General features: G+C 30.0%; 22 protein-coding genes and 1 pseudogene. 6 read left to right on the forward strand and 17 right to left on the reverse strand.

From position 1 onward, the window contains the following. Nucleotides 1-39: 39 nt before the first annotated feature. From L1S49_RS15590 to L1S49_RS15650, 12 genes and pseudogenes are all read right to left on the reverse strand, one after another. Nucleotides 40-1,473 (reverse strand): ATP-binding protein, encoded by a 1,434-nt coding sequence (locus tag L1S49_RS15590; RefSeq protein WP_238906102.1) that lies wholly within the window; start codon nt 1,471-1,473, stop codon nt 40-42. Further along, complete coding sequence (locus L1S49_RS15595) at nt 1,451-2,059, reverse strand: DUF4194 domain-containing protein (protein WP_238906104.1); 609 nt, start codon at nt 2,057-2,059, stop codon at nt 1,451-1,453. The genes L1S49_RS15590 and L1S49_RS15595 overlap by 23 nt, the downstream gene beginning before the upstream one ends. After that, nucleotides 2,056-3,456 carry a Wadjet anti-phage system protein JetA family protein gene (locus L1S49_RS15600; protein WP_238906106.1) on the reverse strand — a complete coding sequence of 467 codons (1,401 nt, stop codon included), beginning with the start codon at nt 3,454-3,456 and terminating at the stop codon, nt 2,056-2,058. The genes L1S49_RS15595 and L1S49_RS15600 overlap by 4 nt, the downstream gene beginning before the upstream one ends. 846 nt (nt 3,457-4,302) lie before the next feature. Next, nucleotides 4,303-4,914 carry a DUF1629 domain-containing protein gene (locus L1S49_RS15605; RefSeq protein ID WP_343073985.1) on the reverse strand — a complete coding sequence of 204 codons (612 nt, stop codon included), beginning with the start codon at nt 4,912-4,914 and terminating at the stop codon, nt 4,303-4,305. Between the two features lie 163 nt (nt 4,915-5,077). Further along, complete coding sequence (locus tag L1S49_RS15610) at nt 5,078-6,574, reverse strand: hypothetical protein (RefSeq protein ID WP_238906110.1); 1,497 nt, start codon at nt 6,572-6,574, stop codon at nt 5,078-5,080. After that, nucleotides 6,567-7,427, reverse strand: a complete 861-nt coding sequence (locus L1S49_RS15615) for a hypothetical protein (RefSeq protein WP_238906112.1) — start codon at nt 7,425-7,427, stop codon at nt 6,567-6,569. The genes L1S49_RS15610 and L1S49_RS15615 overlap by 8 nt, the downstream gene beginning before the upstream one ends. A gap of 590 nt (nt 7,428-8,017) precedes the next feature. Then, nucleotides 8,018-8,446, reverse strand: coding sequence for a hypothetical protein (locus tag L1S49_RS15620; RefSeq protein WP_238906114.1), 429 nt, complete (start codon nt 8,444-8,446; stop codon nt 8,018-8,020). Nucleotides 8,447-8,456: 10 nt separating this feature from the next. Beyond that, nucleotides 8,457-8,768, reverse strand: coding sequence for a hypothetical protein (locus L1S49_RS15625; protein WP_238906116.1), 312 nt, complete (start codon nt 8,766-8,768; stop codon nt 8,457-8,459). Between the two features lie 34 nt (nt 8,769-8,802). Further along, entirely contained in the window at nt 8,803-9,090 is a 288-nt protein-coding gene (locus L1S49_RS15630) for a helix-turn-helix domain-containing protein (RefSeq protein WP_238906117.1), read from the reverse strand. 528 nt (nt 9,091-9,618) lie between these two features. Next, nucleotides 9,619-10,821, reverse strand: a complete 1,203-nt coding sequence (locus tag L1S49_RS15640; protein ID WP_238906119.1) for an ATP-binding protein — start codon at nt 10,819-10,821, stop codon at nt 9,619-9,621. A gap of 157 nt (nt 10,822-10,978) precedes the next feature. Further along, nucleotides 10,979-11,059, reverse strand: a pseudogene (locus tag L1S49_RS15645) (ATPase); the annotation flags it as partial. A 1-nt stretch (nt 11,060) separates the two neighbouring features. Then, nucleotides 11,061-11,225 (reverse strand): hypothetical protein, encoded by a 165-nt coding sequence (locus tag L1S49_RS15650; protein ID WP_238906127.1) that lies wholly within the window; start codon nt 11,223-11,225, stop codon nt 11,061-11,063. 196 nt (nt 11,226-11,421) lie between these two features. On the opposite strand from L1S49_RS15650, the gene L1S49_RS15655 reads away from it, so the two are divergent. Beyond that, on the forward strand, nt 11,422-11,781 hold the full coding sequence (locus tag L1S49_RS15655; RefSeq protein ID WP_238906129.1) for a helix-turn-helix transcriptional regulator: 360 nt from the start codon (nt 11,422-11,424) through the stop codon (nt 11,779-11,781). Nucleotides 11,782-12,006: 225 nt separating this feature from the next. Here L1S49_RS15655 and L1S49_RS15660 read toward each other — a convergent pair whose 3' ends face one another. The 5 genes from L1S49_RS15660 to L1S49_RS15680 form a co-directional block, all read right to left on the reverse strand. Further along, entirely contained in the window at nt 12,007-12,702 is a 696-nt protein-coding gene (locus L1S49_RS15660; protein WP_238906131.1) for a transglutaminase-like domain-containing protein, read from the reverse strand. Nucleotides 12,703-12,749: 47 nt separating this feature from the next. Then, a complete protein-coding gene (locus L1S49_RS15665) occupies nt 12,750-13,502 on the reverse strand; it encodes a helix-turn-helix domain-containing protein (RefSeq protein WP_238906141.1) in 753 nt (250 codons plus the stop codon). 150 nt (nt 13,503-13,652) lie between these two features. Then, entirely contained in the window at nt 13,653-13,889 is a 237-nt protein-coding gene (locus tag L1S49_RS15670) for a hypothetical protein (protein ID WP_238906143.1), read from the reverse strand. A gap of 95 nt (nt 13,890-13,984) precedes the next feature. Then, complete coding sequence (locus L1S49_RS15675; protein WP_238906144.1) at nt 13,985-15,124, reverse strand: hypothetical protein; 1,140 nt, start codon at nt 15,122-15,124, stop codon at nt 13,985-13,987. Nucleotides 15,125-15,377: 253 nt separating this feature from the next. Continuing rightward, entirely contained in the window at nt 15,378-15,584 is a 207-nt protein-coding gene (locus L1S49_RS15680; RefSeq protein ID WP_238906146.1) for a helix-turn-helix transcriptional regulator, read from the reverse strand. A gap of 130 nt (nt 15,585-15,714) precedes the next feature. Between L1S49_RS15680 and L1S49_RS15685 the strand changes: the two genes are divergently transcribed. The 5 genes from L1S49_RS15685 (at nt 15,715) to L1S49_RS15705 (ending at nt 19,944) form a co-directional block, all read left to right on the forward strand. Further along, nucleotides 15,715-16,164, forward strand: a complete 450-nt coding sequence (locus L1S49_RS15685) for a helix-turn-helix transcriptional regulator (RefSeq protein ID WP_238906157.1) — start codon at nt 15,715-15,717, stop codon at nt 16,162-16,164. Nucleotides 16,165-16,208: 44 nt separating this feature from the next. Next, nucleotides 16,209-16,646 carry an ImmA/IrrE family metallo-endopeptidase gene (locus L1S49_RS15690; protein WP_238906166.1) on the forward strand — a complete coding sequence of 146 codons (438 nt, stop codon included), beginning with the start codon at nt 16,209-16,211 and terminating at the stop codon, nt 16,644-16,646. Between the two features lie 548 nt (nt 16,647-17,194). Beyond that, nucleotides 17,195-18,229, forward strand: coding sequence for an ABC transporter substrate-binding protein (locus L1S49_RS15695; protein ID WP_238906168.1), 1,035 nt, complete (start codon nt 17,195-17,197; stop codon nt 18,227-18,229). 154 nt (nt 18,230-18,383) lie between these two features. Next, nucleotides 18,384-19,145 (forward strand): ABC transporter ATP-binding protein, encoded by a 762-nt coding sequence (locus L1S49_RS15700; protein ID WP_238906170.1) that lies wholly within the window; start codon nt 18,384-18,386, stop codon nt 19,143-19,145. Further along, a complete protein-coding gene (locus L1S49_RS15705; RefSeq protein WP_073021965.1) occupies nt 19,135-19,944 on the forward strand; it encodes an ABC transporter permease in 810 nt (269 codons plus the stop codon). Before L1S49_RS15700 ends, L1S49_RS15705 begins: the two co-directional genes overlap by 11 nt. Nucleotides 19,945-20,051 lie beyond the last annotated feature (107 nt).

Below are 20,051 nucleotides of genomic sequence, written 5' to 3' on the forward strand. Positions count from 1 at the left end.
GGTATCTTATATTCCGGTAGATATCCTCTGCATAAATTATCAAATATGTTCAATGACTAACTTAATGACATTGGTAATTACCTTTCCTTCCTTTTTACTTTCTTCAATGATTACCTCTTTTAAGTATTTTATTTCTGAAGGATACTGTAAATTTCTCTTTTTTAATTCCTCTATTTTATTCTTACTTTCACTTAAATCTCTATTTATTTCATCTATTTTATTTGTTAATCTGCCTTTATTTACTGATATATAATCCTTCCTTTTTGATATATATTCCTCAGTTTTTAGGGCTTTAAAGCAAAACTCCTCTGAATTTTCATAATTCAAAACATTTAGCGCTTCAATAAATTCAGTATAATATTCATCATATTTTCTAGAGAGAGTCTTAAATAGCTCTTTTTGATCTTTTACTAAAGTTTTAAATTTGACTAAAGTTTTGTCCTCTTCTTTTAACTTTTCCTTAAGATTATATATCTTACCATCAATACCTTTTACAGCTTTATAATCTCCGTTAGAATTTAACTCTACATTTAAATCATTTTTTAAATCTTCTTTGTTTTTCTTTAAATTTTCTTCATTAGTTTTTTCATCTGTCAAAATTTTAAGCTTAAGCTTATTTTTTTCAATATCATTTTTTAAATATTCAAGCTGATTAATAAGCTGTTCTTCTTCAGCTCTTGATATTATGTAGCCCTGTAGCTTTACATTCTTTTTATGTTTTTCATATTCTTCGTATATAGCTTTTATATCCTTTAATCTAGATATTTTAAGCTTTATCTCGTCTAACAGTTCCTCAAATTCCCTATAGGTTCTAATATTTTGTCTTAAATTTTCAATATTAACTTCCTTTTCATCAAGTATATAAGAATATACAAATTCCTTAACATTGCCTAGTGGCTTAAAAGCAAGGGCTTTCGGTAATAATTCAAAAAACTTGTTATTATAATTGCCTAATCTATTTCTAAAATCATCTCTTGCTTGGCTTGGTTGATTAAAGCTTTGGATTTTTAAACTCTTTCCATAAACTTTAAAATCATTAATATCCCTAGGCGTATTGTCACCCTTTATGAAGTCAATATCTTCAAGTTTTTCCCCTTCAATCCTATAAAATAATGACTTAGATGATGTTTCTGAAGCTGAATCAATAACAGTTCCAATAATAAAATATTCTTTTCTCTTCTCCTCATAAAACTCTAAAGCTACATGTGAAGTTACATTGCCGCTCCTCTCAAAAGCCCTATCCTCTTTACCTGTCTTATAACGAACATAACCTTCTAGATCTCTTTTTCCAGATTCATTTGCAGCCTTATTGAAGCTGCTTTTTGAACAAGTTAAAACATATTGTATAGCATCTAAAACAGTAGATTTTCCTGCACCATTTTCTCCAGATAATAAAACAGAATTATGTATTTTAATAGTTTCATTTTGGAATGCATGCCAGTTTATAAGCCTAATCCCTGTCATCTTCTTCATAATCATCATCACCACCTTTTGACTTATAGCTTTGAAGTTTTTCATATATAATATCTATATTTTCACTTCTAACAAGCATTTGAATTGTTGGGTAAATAATAACCCTAGAGTCTCCTAAAGTTACATCTCTATCTAAAGTCTCTATAATATTAAACCTCTTAAATTTACCTAAAGTTCCCTTTAAACTAGTTTTGTCCATAAGTCTATCCTTAAAGCCTAATGCTATAAACTTATTTTGTAATTCTTCAACTTCAATTACAACATGTTCACTTAAAGAAAGATCCTGCATCTTTTCCTGATACAAAATTCTAAGGATTAATAAAGTAATACTCTCAAACAAAACAAACTGTAACTTATTACGTCCAAATTTATTAATAAGTTGAGCTGACTTTAAATTTCTGTTAAGTTCAACCTCAAAACCTAATATTTCAAAATACTCATTAATAGCTAAGATGTTATTCTCAACAAAATAATAGTCTTTCTTATTATTTTCCTTATGTCTTGTAAGCAAAGAATGACTTAATAAGTAATTACAAACTCTTTTAAAATCTTCTTTTTCTCTAATGTTTAATTCCTGATATCTCACTTTTTCCTCCTCCAAATTTCAAAATCCCTATATGTATAGCCATTCTTTTCCACAATATTATTTTTTCTTTTAAGCTTATATGTAGTAAAATAATTATTACTATAAAGTCTTACATAAATAAGCCTAATATAATCATCAATGGAACTAATTTCTATGTCACTAGCATTAATCTTATCCTTATCACCTAAAAGTTCATTTACAATTTCATTTATCTTCTTTGGTGAATATCTTTTAGCTTGACTTTCTTTAAACTCCTTAAGTTTCTTTTCCCTTTCTATTAGTGATATTTCACTAACTTCAATACTACCTGGTTTAAATTCTTTATTTCCTTCAATTCTTGTATAAAGAGAAGTTTCATCATAATATCCATAAGAATAAATAGTAAATAAATCATTTAATTCCTCTAAATAATCAGAGGATAAATTAAGTTCAAGTTGTTTATATTGGTCACAAGTATATTCTAAAATACTTTTAAGAAGTCCAACTGTATCTTTAGAATTATTAAGCAAAAACTTAGCTCTAGTTACAGCTGCTCTTATATACTTAGAATTTTTTGAATCTATTTCAGAAATAATATCATCAATATCATCAAAAGCATTAATTACGTTAGCAATAACGGTACATACCTCTTCTTTAGCTTCCTCTTCTGAATTATCACCTTGTTCTTTATAAAATAAAGTAGCTTCCATAATAAATTCATTACTAGCTAAAAGCTCCTTTAATTTCTCAACAATCTTAGGTCTATACCTAGAAACATTCTCAGACGTCTTAAGTCTGTGGTAAGCCTTATCCAAAACCTCTTGAGTATAATTGCCAAAAAGCTCCTCTAATATCTCCTCAGGTGACATTTTTTTTGTGATGTTATCCATATACTTCTTGATATTAGCATTAAGAGTCTTAAGGGCACTCATAATCCCTCTTGTATTCTCATGGACCTGCTTAATAATAACCCCTGCATTATTCTTTTCTATATTATTTAACAAGGTATATATTGTAATAATATTACCTTGATACTCAAGCCTATCCTTTTTAATAATCTTAATTAAAGCCTCAATAATAGTAATAGAATAATCATGAAAATTAATAATCTTCTTATAATCATTAGTCGTCTCAGTATATATCCACTTATACTCCTCAAGCTTTCTAATAAACAAGTTAGCCTTATCCCTATTACTACTTGCCATTTCATTATCATCTAAATCAATATCAACATTTTCAAAACTAAAATAGTCTTCTATCTCTGAAACAAAAACATCCTTATCAGCCCCATAAGATAAACCACTTTCAACTAACTCATAAAGTAAAGATATAATCTTAATATAAATCTTCTTATTTGGGCTACTTAAAGGAATAAAATAATTTTCAGGTACACTACTAAATATATCAATATCCTTCATAAGTCTCTCATTTCTCCTAAATAATTCGTTAAGTACATTTTACCATTATAATTATATTTTACAAAATAGGAAATAGTAGATGAGATATTAGGATTCGTTGCAAATATAAAAATGGTGTGGAGGCGTCTTCTCAAGTCTCATTAAATTATTGTAAAATGGATTAGATTGACGTTAAGAATCACGTCCACCAAATAGCAGTGCACATTAATACTTTAGAAGCGTTCCTCAGCTTCATTAGAGTCATTTTGCTCCAAACTTATGTTTAATAAGAAGTTAAATTCTTAAAAAGTTAAACACCATATTGCTGTAGAAGCCGTTTCTCAGGCTTCATTAAATTCATTTTGATTGATAATTATGTTTAATAAAAAGTTAAATGTTTAAACATTTAAAAAGTTAAAAAGTTAAAAAGTTAAACATTTAAACAGTTAAAAAGAAAAACATTTAAAAAGAAAAATGTTTAAAAAGTTAAACACATTTACTCTGTAGAAGGCATTCCCCAGCCTTCATTAGAATCATAGGCTATTATAAAATGGATTAGACTGACGCTAAAAACAGCGTCCACCGAATAGAAGTGCACCTTGTTGCTGTAGAGGCTTCTTCCCAAGCCTCATTAGATTATTATTATGTTTAATAAGAAGTTAAGCACAATATTACTGTGGAGACTTCTTCTCAAGTCTCATTAAATTCATTTCAATATTATTTTTAATAAGAAGTTAACTTCTTAAGTAGAAAAATAGAAAAGTACTTAAATCGAAAAATGTTTAAAAAGTTAAAAAGCCGATTAGAATAAACATATAAAAAAAGAGCTGTGCACTAATTATTTAGCGACAGCCCTTTTGTGATGTGTTATACTATCTTCACTTTATTAAAGTTAAACCCTGTTAACTTATTATTTTTTATCATCTTTTTAAATCTTTCAGATGCGAATGCCTGTACATCATATTCTTTTAATCTAAAAATATCAAAATCCCGTATAGCTTCCTCTTTTAAAACAAAAGAAACAAAAGAATATCTATCAGGGGCTAACTCAAAATACTCTGACTTCTCCTTATCAACAGCTGCTATAAGGTTAATTATATTAGCCACATAATATATTCCTACTTCTATATCATTATCTTTATTTATAACACTTACCTGTAAAAATTGTATTCCAGTCATCCCCTCATTCTCAAAAGCTTTTTTAAAACTATCTGAAACTATAATCCACCCAAAATCATTGCAAATATAATCAGTAAGTTCACTTCCATCTGACTCTGAAAAAGTAAAAGTCACTCTCTTATCCCATTTATTTATATAACTCCCACTAGTAACATCATACATATCAAATTCATAAATTTTGTTATGATAAGCCATAACACCGCTATTTTCATATTTCTTCATATCGTATTGTAAAGTGAAATAATTCATAAAATCTCCTTCTTTATGATTTCTATATAATAATTTAGGACTATTGATCATGAAATTATTAACCTTTTGAATCTATTCATAAATATTTGCTAAATTAGCTTTGCCTTAGATATGTTTCCTTTTAGTATGTGGCTCGAGAGGATAGCAAGTACGTCTAGGTACGAACACTTTATCTACTGCTATCAACTTAATTTTAGTGCTAGTTGGAAATATATCAACATAGAAAATATTCATCAATTTCATCTTCATTTTTGAGAATGCTTTTCTCTGGAACTCCTACCGACTTCGCTAAATTAATAGAAGAAACAAATCTTAACTCAACATTGATATTGAAGTCAAAGGAATATTGCTGCAATTCCCCAAGTTTGTGATATTTATTTAAAAGCTCATCTAGTTCTACTTGGTATTCTTTGTCCAATTTATCAACAAATGCATTAACTCTTTCTTTATAAAGATTGATAACTTCTATTTCATGTTTGTTTAGAACGCCTTTACCAAGACTTAGCGCTGTGGTTGCAACGATTGAGCCAACCAAAGCACCAACAACTGGAATTGGTATAATTGTTTGTCCTATTGCAGCACCAATAGCAGCACCTGTTGCATCAATAGCATTTAATGTTACTAAATCAATAAATTCATCTGTATCAACATCGCCTTTTCTATATTTGACGATGGCATTGCTTAAACCAAAAGTACCTGAAGTAATTGCTCCAGCACTTGGTGCCGCAAGGTGACAAACGTTGGTTAATCCATATATTGCATATCCAGAAATTCCACCTTTAATAGCACCTTTAGCTGTACTTACTCCACATTCTTTCCAATCTTCAATATTAAAATTCCATACTTCTTTTCCGTCTTTATGTTTTCGATAGACAAAAATCCCTAGATTGAACCCACCTTGTACTGCTGCACCTATTCCAGCAACTTTAGATGCTTCTCCAAAGCTTGGTTGTGCTTCTTGTTGAGCTTTTAATCTATCTCTATCTACTTCTTTTTTAATATCAGATTTTTGTTTAGCAGTTTGCCTATTTATGTCATTTACTTCTCCTGATAAAGTTTGGTCAATTGTTCCTTTTTGAACATCTTTATACTTATTAACTGATGCTTCCAACCATTTATCATAAGAAACGCCACGCAGGGCACTCTCATCTTCAATAGCTTTTCGAATATTATTAATTTGTGCACTTGACAAGACATTTCCATTAAATTCTACAGATTTTGCTCCGCCCATAATTTTTTCTATTACTTCCACATGGTCTTTTGGAAACATCATACTCATATTGTCATAATTAGATGCTTGCCTAATCTCTTCTAAGATATTCGAGTAAAACTTCATTTGCACTTCTTTACCTTGAAGTAGAATATCCGCGGGCCCATTATCATTTAATAATGTAACACTTTTCTGTAGTCCTTGAAAAACATCTCTTGTATTTCTTATACCCGTTTCAGCGAATTCCGAAATAAAACCATGTACTCCTGTTTCCCCACCACGATTAATATTGATAAGATTATCAATTTCTGCTTTCGCCCAATCTAGATTTGATAATGCATTTGCTGATTTAGTAGCTAAGTTCGATAATTTATCTGTTTCGTTAGTAAGAATTGATTCTAATGAATTCATCAAATCTGTTAATCGGATATTATTTAAATAATCAACATAGGAAGCAATACCTTGTTCAAGATTATTATCAATAGTCTGTTCACTAATCATTTAATTTTAGCTCCTTATTAACTAGTTGTGCTAAAGTTAAAGTTGAATTCACGAGCAATCCAACTTGAATTTTTTCATCTTTGGAGAACTGACTATAATCACTTCCAATCAAAGCTTTCTCTGCTTTAGTAACTCCAGCAATTTGAGTGTTGGTAGTTTCCACCAACGCTTTGACTTCTGAATTCATGGTATTGAATTTCCTAATTATTTTTTCGAGATTTTCTCTCTCAAGAACTAGCTTTTTCGCAGTTTCTTTATTTTTATAACTAGCAAACAAGCCTGAACCAACAGAACCTGCGAGCATAACGCCAGCAATTGTCCAGCCTACTGGTCCTGCTAATGCGAGGAATGCACTACCTGCACTCATTCCGCCCCCACCAGCAGCTAATGCACCACCACCAAGCCATGCCAATGCAGCATTAGTCGCAGCGGCTCCTGATAAAGTAGAGATAGCAGTACCTGTTGATGCAACACCAAAAGTAGTTGCAATGCCCATTGCTGCTGTCGGTCCCATTGTTGCTACAGCAACTCCAAGAGCACTTAAAGTTGCACCTGCTCCAGAACCTCCAGCAGCCGCTTTTGCTTCAACTTCTGCCTTTTTAATTTCTTGTTGTTTTGTCTTAAAATTTTCCACTTCAATTTCAATTTTTTGAAGGGTCACTTTGAATTCCTTTGGGGCGTTTGTTAATTGATTAATTCGTTCTTCTACTAGTTTAACAAGCATTAAAGCTTTTTTTCGTTCTTCATAAAGAACATTCGTATTTTCACCTAAATCATTAGCGACTTTCTCATAACGCTCAACCGCTACATTATAATTGTCGATTGCATTTTTTCTTAACTTTGCATTAAACATACTATTACCTTCCTTCATAGTGTAATTATTGTAGTAGTTTTTTACCTTCTTTGCTAGTAATTCTTTTCTCAACGATATTTTTATAATCTTTTAGTCTGTAGGTTTGTAATTTTTTATAATACACACGTCAGAATAACTAGTCTTATTGCAATCTCTATCTATTTGCATACCACAGGAAATGATCAAATTGGGTATACACCAAATATATAATTTCGTATCCTTGCACATCATCATTTTGTAGTGCTGCTCCTGTTCCAAGGCTTCAAAAATCAGCTTGGACAAGTTCTTGTATACTTTATAAGCCCTTATTATCGAGCATTTCGAGAATATCACTTGCTGATAATCCTGTATCCCTAATTACAACATTTGCAAAAGATTTAGCTCCAGATCGGCAATTGTAACTTCCGGTTAATATAGCATTACAACCTTCTCTAAGCCGCGCCCACGATTGGCTTTTCTTAGTTCTTATTTTTTTAATTATGTTCCAGACATCTTCATCGCTGTCCTCTTTTTCTTCATTGCCATAACTGTTTCTTTGATTGTTCTGCTAAATTAATTCATGACCCCTTTTACTCAATAAAATCGGTGGCCTACCATCTCTCAAAGGGTGATGTAATTGTGGATCTACCCCAAGACAATACACTTATCAACGGCCTCCCTACAGGTATTCCTAGTAGTACCACCAAGAAGATATTATCTGTTGCTTGCGACTCCGCTGAGACCCATTGTTTTAACGCATTAAGAAGAAGTGAAAACACTCTAAAGTCATCAGGTAATAGTTCTTTCATATGAGATGGCAATGGATTAGCTTCAAGGAATTCCTTTACCGGGCCATCCTCATTAGCCATTTCTATTGATTTTTTATTTAAAATGCTACCAATATGATCCAAAATATCTTCAAATACCTCTCGAGGTATTTTGATATTAAGCGTATCAAGACCTTGCTCATTTATCAAACGCTCATAATAATCAATATATTCAGCCATCAAATTTACTTTTTTAGGCTTGGATAAAGCCATTTCATCACCTTCAATTATCAAATTTGTCTATCAGAGCAAAAATATAAGCAGTGTTTCTTGATTTTCTACTCACCTCATGCCTTACTCCTGACTCTCCGTTAACCCAGCGATCATAATATGAATGAACAAATAAAAAATCTTTTTTTGAGATTGACCTTTGCATCGATAGTTCACTTGATGGTGTGTTGTCAGTAGCTCTATCAACATAAAGTCTTCCATTATGAGATGATACTCTAAACCAAAGAGCAGTTGTGGTTTGTAGTTCTAATCTCGAAGATGAAAGTTCTGAAATAATAATATTCCATAGTGCTTCTCCACTCATTATTTTGCTCCTTCCTTTTATAGTTTTCAAAAATTTATCTTATCTTTAATTCATTATTCAACTCTTCAGTATATATCTCTAATATATTAAGAAGTTTATTAGTTTCAGGATTTTTGATAAATACCAATAGCAAGCTTAAAAAAGTATTCCAAGATAACTTAGCTTTCTTATTTTCTACTTGCATAATAGTGTGTCTTGAAACACCAATTAAATTAGCTAATTGTACTTGTGTTAATCCTAACTTTGTTCGAAGCATTGCTAAATTATCTGCCATATTTGCTGTTACTTTTTCTCTAACTAAATCTATATTATTGTTTACCAAAGCACACTCACCTCTTTTGTGAAAATTTTACCATCTAAATATATCATAAAATTTTACATTTTACAATTGATACAGACAAAATGTTGAAAATAATGACTTCAAAACAAAAAGCACCAACCGAGGATATTTTTCCCCAAATTGGTGCTTATAATAATTTCTTACATCTCCACCTCTATATCTACCCCAGACTTAAATTCTACCGTCAATCTATCTTCATAAACCGTTACCTTTTCAACCATTCATCTTACAAGATATTTATCATATTCTTCTCTTTCATCAATTTGCCCTACAAATCATTGATTGCTTATACATCTCTCCCCCTTTTTCAACATATTATAAAAAAACAAAAGCCCACAGATGTAATCCACAAGCTTCTATTTTTACTATATTCCTTTATTCTTTAATTCAAATAGTTCCGAGCATATTTCACCTATAAAATTATTCTTAAATTGTGCGGAGGCATGTCTAACACTAGCTATTGCATCAATTATACTACTTGAACAACTAGTTATAGTACTCAATGCTTCTCTAGGAATAACTATTGAGTTTTTTTTTTGTATTTTTGTAAGCTATATTTTCCTTCGAAATAATTATATTATCTAATAGATACAATTCTCCTCTTAATCCGTCCATACTTTTCAATAGTTTTACTACCTCATCTAATACCCTTTTTTCGTTTACATCTAATTTATTTATAGGTACAATCTCCTTTAATTCTGGTTTAAAGTCTTCTAAAAAGACCTTATCTTTTTCTGAATATATTGATTTTAGTGTTTCTTTTATTTTAGGAGATACTTTTATACTTCTTATATTTTTATCTAAAACTACTTCTTTATATAAATCATTTCTTTTATCTATATCTTCATTACTTATAAAAATAACATTTTCATTTTTAAGAATATACTTACTTGTTTTTATAGCTATCTTCTTCCACTTGATCTCTGCATAATTTTTATCTTCATAACTTCTTTCCATCTGCTCTACTAACTTATTTAATACAGTTTCATCATCTACGTTCTCAAGTATATTGGATATATCTTTTTGGTAAACAGTTCTACTTACATATTGTCTCTCTCTATTTATGCCCTTTTTTATGGTGGAGCTTGGATTTGTAATATTATAAGAAAATCTAAGATTACTATCTTCTGAAATCTTCATTCCATTTAAATAAATACTGGCTTTATCATCTATCCCCTTATCAATAACATCACCTTTTATGGTTTTTGCTAGAACTTGTGGGGTTTGAAATTTTATAAATTGTAACTTAGCTTCTTCAACTGCACTTTTAGAACAGTTAAAAATTCTAAATTCAGTTCCCTCTAATGAATCTTCTTTTATTTCCTTTATAGTCGCATGTAATGTTTCATATCCACTTCCCTTATTCTTTTCTTTCATTTCAAAATTATATCTATATCCCTTTGATTTAATCTCTACCTTTATTCCTCTTGACGATAAAACTCCTATTGCGTCTTTAAGCCCTACCCCAAATTTTCCATTCTTATCATCACGATCTCTTTTTTCAGTTTCCTGATAAATAAAATGTTCAGGTGTTAAGCCTTTTCCCTTGTCTTTAATTACAATAACTTCATTCTTAATAGCTACAATAGCATTTTCATCTTCATCTAATGCATTTGCGATTATTTCTCTTAATGCTAGTGATATTTTCCAATCGCTTAAATAATTTTTTCCTATGTTTAAATCAAAATATAGTATACTCTCTTCCTCTGCCAATATATTCCCTCAATCTATATTATTGTTTAATTAATTATATTACTATGAACTATTATTTATCTCTTTGTAAGATCATTTTTCTTAAGGGATTATATTATTACTTAAGAAAAAATGGCTAGTAAAATCTAATAAATTTTCACTAGCTATTTTTCAAATTATTTTCATCATAATAAATAAATTTATATATTGAGGTTTTGCCAGCCCCATTAACTCCTGCAAAAATTGTATAAGTTGGCATACTATTTACCTATAACCTTAGCTTGTTCTTTTTGCAATACTAAGTTAGATAAAGTCATATAAAAATCTTGCTCTTCCTTTGTTCTTGCGTTCTTAAATAACTCTTTCAGTTGACTATATGAGTAATTTATAAAAATATCATATAAATTTATATCTTTATCTACCATTCCACGTACCTCCTAAAGAAAACTACTTTTATAATATTATATACCAAATTCATTAAATGATAAACCAAACAACTAAAAACATTTGTTTTGTATATATCTTATTATGGCATTTTTGAGTAGTCACCATGTTTTTCCTAAATATGAACTTGCTAAGAAAGTTTATTAATTGTTATAATTTAACAATTGAGGGATTGTTATGAATACTTTTGGTAAAAGAATAAAAAGCTTAAGACAAAAAATGGGATTAACTCAAGTAGAACTAGGTAAAATGCTTAATGTAACTGATCTTGCTGTAACAAAGTGGGAAAGTGATTCTAGCTTACCTAATACGATCACTTTAATCAAAATTGCAGATTACTTTAATGTATCCATAGACTACCTGCTTTGTAGAAAATATATCTCATATACTAGTTCTGGTAATAACGTCGTTAAAATTCATGAAAAATATCCTTATAATTTATCACCTGATGATGTTGAAAGATTAATTAATTATCTTAGAGACATAGGATTTGATATAGACAGATTAATTAAAAAGATAAAGGAATCTAGTAAGTAGTCCTTTATGTGCTTGAGGTTATAATTATTGTTATCTATGTTAAAAACTAATTCCTGTTAGAAGAGAGTTCATTTTTAGCTAATTGAATCAAAACCCTCTCATTCAAGCAAATAGACATAATAAAACCCCAGAGCATTGCCTGGGGTTTGCGCGGAACAGACTTAGACATGATTCAATTCTGAGAATTATAATTTATCAGTTTCCTATTTATGTTTATATCTTATGCTAGTCACGAATTCTTTCTACATTGCGATTCATAAGTTTACGTCCGATATTCCGATAAATCCATTTTTTTAGCGGCGTTAACTGTTGGTGATATTTCTCAAAAAATTCATCAGGTGAATCGAACACACCGAAATCCTGGTTGATACCCTCTTTTTGGATGTAAGTATCATTAGCATTCCACTCTACTTGTGGATTTTGAAAGTTATCGGTAGCTGCACCATAGCCACAAAAACTGGTTTTACAATCTTTAAACTTTTCTTGGAGCTTTTTCAAATATTGGCTGTCCAAAATGAACCCCTCTATATTATACCAATTATCTTTATACTGAATTTCAACCCAGCTATGAATAATACTTTTGGGAGCAAACTTATAAATTATTCCTGTCATTGCACCTTTTTGCAATTTCTTGTCAATGGTAAAACCATGAATCCGACAAGGTATTCCAACTGCCCTCAGAAGTGCCATAAATAATGTTCCCTTTGTATTGCACTGGCCATAACCATCATTTAAAACTTCGGATGCAGGGATAATATCATCTGTATTATAGCCAAATGCAATATCGTCGCGTACAAAATTATAGATTTTTAGGATTTTTTGAAAGTCATTATCGTTTATCCATTGCTTTTCCTTTATCAATCTCTGTATTGATTTATGGTTAAAATTCAACATTTGAGTTTCTTGCAAGTATTTATTCATTGTGTAATCCTCCCTTTTGGTTTAATTACACTTTACCAAAGTACTCATCAAAAAACTTTCAAAAACTCGCTATTTCTTATAATATTTGTTGCAGACATCCCAGTCATCATTTTATTTGTGTATGCAAGATGAGACGGACTGTCAAAACCTGCATTTAGTGCAGATGTCGTTATGTTTTCACCATTAAAGATTGACTCATACGCTCTCTGTAGTTTGTGTAAAACAATATAACTTTTAAGCGGAATACCTGTTTCTTCTTTGAACAAATGCGCTAGGCGGCTTTCAGAGAGCCCAACTTTTTCAGAAAAATATTTTATCTGATGAAACTCATTTTCATAAACACAATCATCCAATAGATTCAGTACTTTCATAACACGGTCATCAAAAATTTTCATATTACTATAAATAAACTGAAAGGGAATGCTCTGAGCAAAGGAAAGAATAGCCTCATGACTGTTTTGTTCAATCACATTTTTGAAAGCCTGCTGCATAACTATATTTTTTTCATGTGGGAAAATATAAAAAGGTTGATCCATTAATAACCCTCTCATAGTACGCCCAAGCTCTGTTGTAGGATCAACTAGTATAGTGAAATGATGTTCTCCCTCTACGTCAAACCTATGCAGTGTATCCATGTTTACAAGAATAGAATTGCATACTATACGTTTTCCATTAACTTCAATATTTAATTCCTTGTGACTGCTGAGAAACATTTGTAATAACCAGTGCTTATGATAATCTGCTTCTATACTACTTGAAATTGCCATAAAATTTCTGCCATATTTTATAATATAGTTCATCACATCACCTCCGAACTTAAAGTACAGATACTTAATAAATTAACTTAATTATAAACTATAGCTATCACATATATTATCTATACCTCACATTATGCATATACAGTGCAAAAATCAAAAAAATACCCATAGTTAGAAATAAACTAAAATATATTATTTTAATACTGAGTATATAAATGGCATAGCTAAAAGAACATAAACTAAAACAATCATAAAAACGCCTTTACTATCTTTATATTTTCTAACAGCCTTAATTGCTAATCCTATTATCCCAATAACAAATGCTAAATTATAAATTCTTATACCATTAGATTCTCTCATTACAAATGAAATCACAATTAATAATACAGCTATTATATATAAGATCTTACTCAATTTATTACCTTTCATATAAACTCCTTAAGTTTTAAAATTTCTCTGTTATTTAAGCTTAATTATCACTAATTACTGGTAATTATACCATATTAACTTATACAAAGTAACTACTACTCCCATCCAAGTAACTTCTTCTCCAAAGAGTCATAGTAATAATTTCTCCCACTAAAATTATCAAACCTTAACTTGCCCTTATTAGAATTCCTAGAGTTTGATTTATTAGCGTAATTACCCTCAAGTATTTTTATATAATTAGATTCTTTTATGATCCAATCAAAGCCACAGTTTCCCCATTTTCCATCTCTCCCAGTTAGAAAATCACTTTCTTCAACCTTAGAGAAAAGCTCTTTAATTTTTTCTATGGATTTAAGTTTTATATAAAAAGCTTTTATAGTCTTCTCTCGAGTTTTAGACCTTGCCTTAACCTTAGGTAAGGATTTACAAATAAAGTTATAGCAATCTATTATTTCTTCATAGGTCACTTTACTTGTGTCATTTTTAGATTCACTCTCTGATGTTTCATCTGAGTTAATCTCCTCCACAGTATGAGGATTATAACTTTCATAGTTTTTTATAAGGTGTTTATTATTTTCATTTTTATTTTCTTTTTTATTTTCATTTTCCCCGCGTGTCCTTGTACGTATCGTAGAAATGGCTCTACTTGGCTGTTTGTTATTTTCTAATGTTTTTTCTAATTCTTTTTCATAATAATGCTTGGACATATCCTCATTGGTATCGTTGTTAGTAACGTCAGAGGTGTCGTTATAGAAATCCTGATTTACATTATGACAACTATCAGTGTAGGTATCCTTATTAATATCCTTAAACTTATCTATATGTTCTTTAAATATTTCTTTAAGCTTTTCGTTCTTTATTCCATCATAAACATATAGAAGCAGGTTCTTATTTTTAACTTCCTCTAGTTCAGCTTTAATGCAGCACTCAATAGGGGTACCACCTTTATTTAAGTTGTATTTACCCCAATTTTTTATAGCTATTTCACTTGTTTCCTTGTCATAAACAATAAGCTTATATTGATTCATAAATCTCTCTATCATAGAATTAATACTCTCAGTGCTATAGCCTATCTCAAAAGCTATAACCTTTAGTGGTATTCTGTAAACTCCAATCTGTTTTGTATATTTATTTGTAAGAAGATATAGCATAAAAAGTTTATCCTCTGGTGTGAATCTTTCAATTACTTTCTGATCGTTCCAAAAATCTGTGTAAATATATCTAAACTTTGCCATAATTTCCTCCTTTAAAAATAGAACCATTTAAAATTATTTAGTCCTCTCCAAGTTGGTTCTATCCTCATATTTTTGCACCTTTTTAAATAATCTTGAAGAATTTTTATATTCAAAAACCGTTACTCCTTTCCTTAATTTGTGATATAGTAACGGTAAGAGCTGTACCAGAGCTCTTACCCATATCGTTGTATGAAGCAGTTGTTTTTACTTATGTAAAGTCAATTGCTTCTTTTAGCTTTATATAGTTATTTAGTTACTCTTGTTTTACATCTTCATCAAAAAATATTTGTTCAACTGGTATTCCAAAGTGTTTAATTATCTTGACTACTAAATTGCCTTTAGGAGTATACTTCCCTCTTTCTATATTAGATAATGTGGGTCTAGCAATTCCTAGCTTTTCAGCTAATTCTTCCTGGGTTAAATTTCTCTCAGCTCTCAATAATTTAATTCTGTTCTTCATGTATAACACCTTCCTTTATTTATAGTGTAATACTGGAGTTAAATATTGTCAATCAAGCTTTACTTTATTTTTCCAAAAAGTTCTTCCATTTTAGTAATGCATGAATTACAATGATACTGAGGTGTATAAAATGAATAATCTACAGGATTTTTTGATAAACAAAAGAAAAGAGCTTAAACTCAGCTTAAGAAATGCGGCTAATCTAATTGGCATAAGCCATACATATTTAAATACTTTAGAAAAAGGCGTAGATCCAAGGAACAACATTCCAACTAAACCTACTCCTGAAACACTAGAACTAATAGCCAAAGCTTATGATGTTTCTTACAAATACCTTATGAAACTAACAGGCTATTTATCTGAAGAAAATAAAGAACTAACTGCTAAAGATGAAAAGGATATTGAGAAAAGAATAAATAAATTAAGACAAGATTTAATGGAAAGCTCTGAAGGATTTATGTTGTCTGGGGAGCCAGTATCAAAAGAAGCTATAGATAGTATTTTAGATACTTTAGCTTTCGGAGTTCGTCATGCTAAAATTATAAATAAAAAATTCACTCCAAAAAGTTCGCACCATTGAATCTTTAGTAGTAAAAGTTATGGTCACTACAGGGGGTATGAGTCTTGCATTTTATAAAAAGAGAGATTGATAAGATTGTAAAGAAATATCATACTAGAGATCCTTTTGAGTTATGTGATGCACTAAAAGTAAATTGCTACATCTTAGATCTTCATAAAGAAATAAATGGTCTCTATCAGTATGAGAAAAGAAATCAATTTATTTATATAAATTGTAATCTTTCAGATGAACTTCAAAAAGTCATCTGTGCACATGAACTTGGACATGCTATTTTACATAAGAAAACAAATTGTACCTTCCTAAAGAAAAATACATTTTTTAATGTTGATAAACTTGAAAGAGAAGCTAATCTATTTGCTGCTGAACTTATAATACCAAATGATTTCAAGAATTTCATTGGACAGACTTTAAAAGAAATCTCCCATTATTTAAATGTTCCAGAGGATCTTCTAAAACTTAAACTGGACAATCCTCTTCAATGAATATTTTATAAGAAGAGCTTAAAGGATTTAAAATACTCTTTAGGCTTTTTCTTATATCTTCATTAGATTCATTTATAGCTTTAATATAACAATATATATTCCTAAAAATATAAAAATTAATATTCCTAAGAATAAATATTCTTAGGAATATATAGTGTTCATGCGCCCTGCAGCCAATTTTACTAAAATACATCTCATACTTATTTCAAAAATATAAATATCTTTTTCTTTGATATTCTTTTATAAATCTTCGAAATTATCTAATATCAAATCAAAATCTTTTAAGCATTCACATCCTTCAACTTTTGAATTATATAACCCTATTTTACTCATTTTTATTCACTCCTTTAATATTTTATAGTACATTAGCTTCTCTGCTATCAAATCAATATCCATATTGCAGAAAAGTATTCCTGAAATAATTTGATGAAGACTAAGACTCGCCTTCTACAGAGTATAGATGATTATTTTTTTCACCAAAAATTAACATTAACTCCCATGAAATCATATTATAAATTAGATTGATTTTACACGTTGGAGGATATTAAATGAAGAAACTAAAAGCTTTTTTATCAATTATTTTGACTTTTGTTTTAATACTTACTGTAGGCGGCTGCACTAAGAAACCTTCTGAGGGAACTAAAGATGTTACTAAGGTTAGATTAAATGAGGTTGTTAGATCTGTTTTTTATGCACCTATGTATGCTGCTATAAATAATGGCTACTTTGAGGAAGAAGGTATAGAAATAGATCTTTCGACCGGACAAGGTGCAGACAAAACAATGCAGCAAGTTCTTAGTAAAAATGCTGATATAGGTTTTGCAGGTCCAGAACAAGTTGTTTATATTAACAATCAAGGTAGAGAAGATTATCCTATACTTTTTGCAACTTTAACTCAAAGAGATGGATCATTTTTGGTTAGCAGAAGTGATGAGAAGAATTTTGATTGGAGTTCATTAAAAGGCAAAACTGTAATAGGTGGAAGACCTGGTGGTGTTCCTCAAATGACTTTAGAATATGTTCTTAAGAATCATGGATTAAAGCCTGGAGTTGATGTTAATTTTGTTACTAATTTAGATTTTACTGCTACAGCTGCTGCTTTTAAGGCGGGTACTGGAAATTACGTTGCTTTATTTGAACCTACAGCTTCTGTTCTAGAAAAAGATGGTGGCTCTTATATTGTTAGTTCTATAGGTAAAGAAGCAGGTCCTATAGCTTATACTGGCTTCTTTGCTACAAAATCTTATATGGATAATAATCCTGATACTATCCAATCCTTTACTAATGCTATTTATAAGGGTCAATTATGGGTAGCTAAAGCTTCAGATGAAGAAGTTGCAAAAGCTATAGCTTCTTTCTTCCCTGGAACAGATGAAGGAATCTTAGTCAATGTTGTTAAAAATTATAGGGAAGCTGAAGCATTTGCAGAGCTTCCAACAGTTAAGGAAGAAAACCTAACTAAGTTAATGGATATTATACAATCCTATGACAGCTCACTTATGCCTACACGTCCTGAATTTAATAAGATAGTTAATAATAGTTTTTCTGAAAAAGCAGTTAGTGACGTTAAATTAAGTAAATAGCATTCTTATGTTCTGATACTAACTAATAAAAAATTTATAATTTATAGTTAAGAGTTAATGTAGTCGAATTTCATCCTTAACTCTTAACTATTCTCTCTTCACTATTAACTATTAACTGTTCCTTGTACATATTATTTTAAAGGCAGGTGAGAATATGAGTTTGTTAAAACTTAAAGATATAAATTTAAACTATCATTCAAAATCTGGAGAAGTTAAAACTCTTAATAATATAAATCTTGAACTATCTGAGGGTGAATTTATAACTATTTTAGGACCTTCTGGTTGTGGAAAATCTACACTACTAAACATCGTAAGTGGACTTATAGCTCCCTCCTCTGGTGAAATCACTTTTAATGGTGAGTCCATAGAACTACACAAAGATAGAATGGGATATATGTTTCAAAAGGATCATCTATTCCCATGGCTTTCTGTGTGGAATAATGTACTTCTTCCATTAAAAATAAAACATCAACTTAGTGAGGAAAAGCTTTTTAAGGCTGAAAAACTTTTAAAGTCCTATTCACTATGGGATTTTAAAGATAGATTGCCTTCTGATTTATCTGGAGGTATGAGGCAAAGGGTAGCTTTAATTAGAACTTTAGCTTTAGATCCAGAGTTATTACTTTTAGATGAACCTTTTTCTGCTTTGGATTATCAAACTAGACTTAAGGTTTGTGATGAGGTTTATGAAATAATTAAAAATGAAGGCAAAACTGCTATTATGGTTACTCATGATATAAGTGAAGCTATATCTTTAGCTAAAAGGGTAATTATATTATCAAAAAGGCCAGCTTATATAAAAAGAGAATTAAATCTAGTCTTCTCTCCTAATGCAGATACTCCTTTCAAAAAAAGAAAAGAGGAAAACTTCAGAAAATATTTTGATGAAATATGGAGGGATTTAGATGAACAATAATAAAGCCGAAATATCTCAAAGTCAAAAACTTTATCTTAGAAATTTAAAAATTGAAAAATTCAAGGTTGGATTTGTTAGGGTTTTTATTCTTGTTGCCTTTGTGCTATTGTGGGAGATAGCTGCTGACAACAAATGGATAGATCCTTTTTTAACCTCTTCACCAAGTAGAATTGTAAAGTCAACAATTTCACTTTATAATAGCGGCATATTACTAAGGCATATATGGGTAACTTGTTATGAAACCATAATTGGCTTTACCTTAGGTACAGTTTTAGGTACACTGGTTGCTATAGTACTATGGACTTCCCCCTTTACAGCTAAAGTTTTAGACCCTTATTTAGTTGTTTTAAATGCATTACCTAAGGTTGCATTAGCTCCTATTATAATATTCTGGGCAGGTAATGGGATTAAGTCAATAATAGTTATAACTCTTTTAATTTCTATAATAGTTACTATTATAAGTGTTGCCTCTGGTTTTAATGAAGTTGATAAAGAAAAGATTCTTCTATTAAAAACCTTTGGTGCAAATAAGTTTCAAATTCTCAAACACTTAATTATTCCAGCTTCTATACCAACTTTAATCTCTGCTTTAAAAATAAATGTTGGACTTTCTTGGGTTGGTGTAATTATGGGTGAATTTTTAGTTGCAAGAGAAGGTTTAGGATTTTTAATAGTTTATGGTGGTCAGGTAGCACAACTTGATATGGTTATGATGAGCATAATATTACTTTCTATAATCGCTTATTTAATGTATAAAGCTGTTTGGTTTGTAGAAAAAAAGATAACTAACAATTTTTAAATTAGATATTTTTATGTAAAGAGAACCTAAAACCTTGGTTCTCTTTAGTTTTTATTAAATTACCCCTTGTTCTATTAAAACTTCAAAATGTAATTGTTTTAGCTATA

The organism is Clostridium sp. YIM B02506 (assembly GCF_022324845.1).
GTDB lineage: Bacteria > Bacillota > Clostridia > Clostridiales > Clostridiaceae > Clostridium_T > Clostridium_T intestinale.

Coding starts and splice junctions, on each gene's coding strand:
- L1S49_RS15590 (WP_238906102.1), bottom strand. CDS start 1,473: ATGAAGAAGATGACAGGGATTAGGCTTATAAACTGGCATGCATTCCAA.
- L1S49_RS15600 (WP_238906106.1), bottom strand. CDS start 3,456: ATGAAGGATATTGATATATTTAGTAGTGTACCTGAAAATTATTTTATT.
- L1S49_RS15605 (WP_343073985.1), bottom strand. CDS start 4,914: ATGATCAATAGTCCTAAATTATTATATAGAAATCATAAAGAAGGAGAT.
- L1S49_RS15610 (WP_238906110.1), bottom strand. CDS start 6,574: ATGATTAGTGAACAGACTATTGATAATAATCTTGAACAAGGTATTGCT.
- L1S49_RS15615 (WP_238906112.1), bottom strand. CDS start 7,427: ATGTTTAATGCAAAGTTAAGAAAAAATGCAATCGACAATTATAATGTA.
- L1S49_RS15620 (WP_238906114.1), bottom strand. CDS start 8,446: ATGGCTTTATCCAAGCCTAAAAAAGTAAATTTGATGGCTGAATATATT.
- L1S49_RS15625 (WP_238906116.1), bottom strand. CDS start 8,768: ATGAGTGGAGAAGCACTATGGAATATTATTATTTCAGAACTTTCATCT.
- L1S49_RS15650 (WP_238906127.1), bottom strand. CDS start 11,225: ATGGTAGATAAAGATATAAATTTATATGATATTTTTATAAATTACTCA.
- L1S49_RS15655 (WP_238906129.1), top strand. CDS start 11,422: ATGAATACTTTTGGTAAAAGAATAAAAAGCTTAAGACAAAAAATGGGA.
- L1S49_RS15660 (WP_238906131.1), bottom strand. CDS start 12,702: ATGAATAAATACTTGCAAGAAACTCAAATGTTGAATTTTAACCATAAA.
- L1S49_RS15665 (WP_238906141.1), bottom strand. CDS start 13,502: ATGAACTATATTATAAAATATGGCAGAAATTTTATGGCAATTTCAAGT.
- L1S49_RS15670 (WP_238906143.1), bottom strand. CDS start 13,889: ATGAAAGGTAATAAATTGAGTAAGATCTTATATATAATAGCTGTATTA.
- L1S49_RS15675 (WP_238906144.1), bottom strand. CDS start 15,124: ATGGCAAAGTTTAGATATATTTACACAGATTTTTGGAACGATCAGAAA.
- L1S49_RS15680 (WP_238906146.1), bottom strand. CDS start 15,584: ATGAAGAACAGAATTAAATTATTGAGAGCTGAGAGAAATTTAACCCAG.
- L1S49_RS15685 (WP_238906157.1), top strand. CDS start 15,715: ATGAATAATCTACAGGATTTTTTGATAAACAAAAGAAAAGAGCTTAAA.
- L1S49_RS15695 (WP_238906168.1), top strand. CDS start 17,195: ATGAAGAAACTAAAAGCTTTTTTATCAATTATTTTGACTTTTGTTTTA.
- L1S49_RS15700 (WP_238906170.1), top strand. CDS start 18,384: ATGAGTTTGTTAAAACTTAAAGATATAAATTTAAACTATCATTCAAAA.
- L1S49_RS15705 (WP_073021965.1), top strand. CDS start 19,135: ATGAACAATAATAAAGCCGAAATATCTCAAAGTCAAAAACTTTATCTT.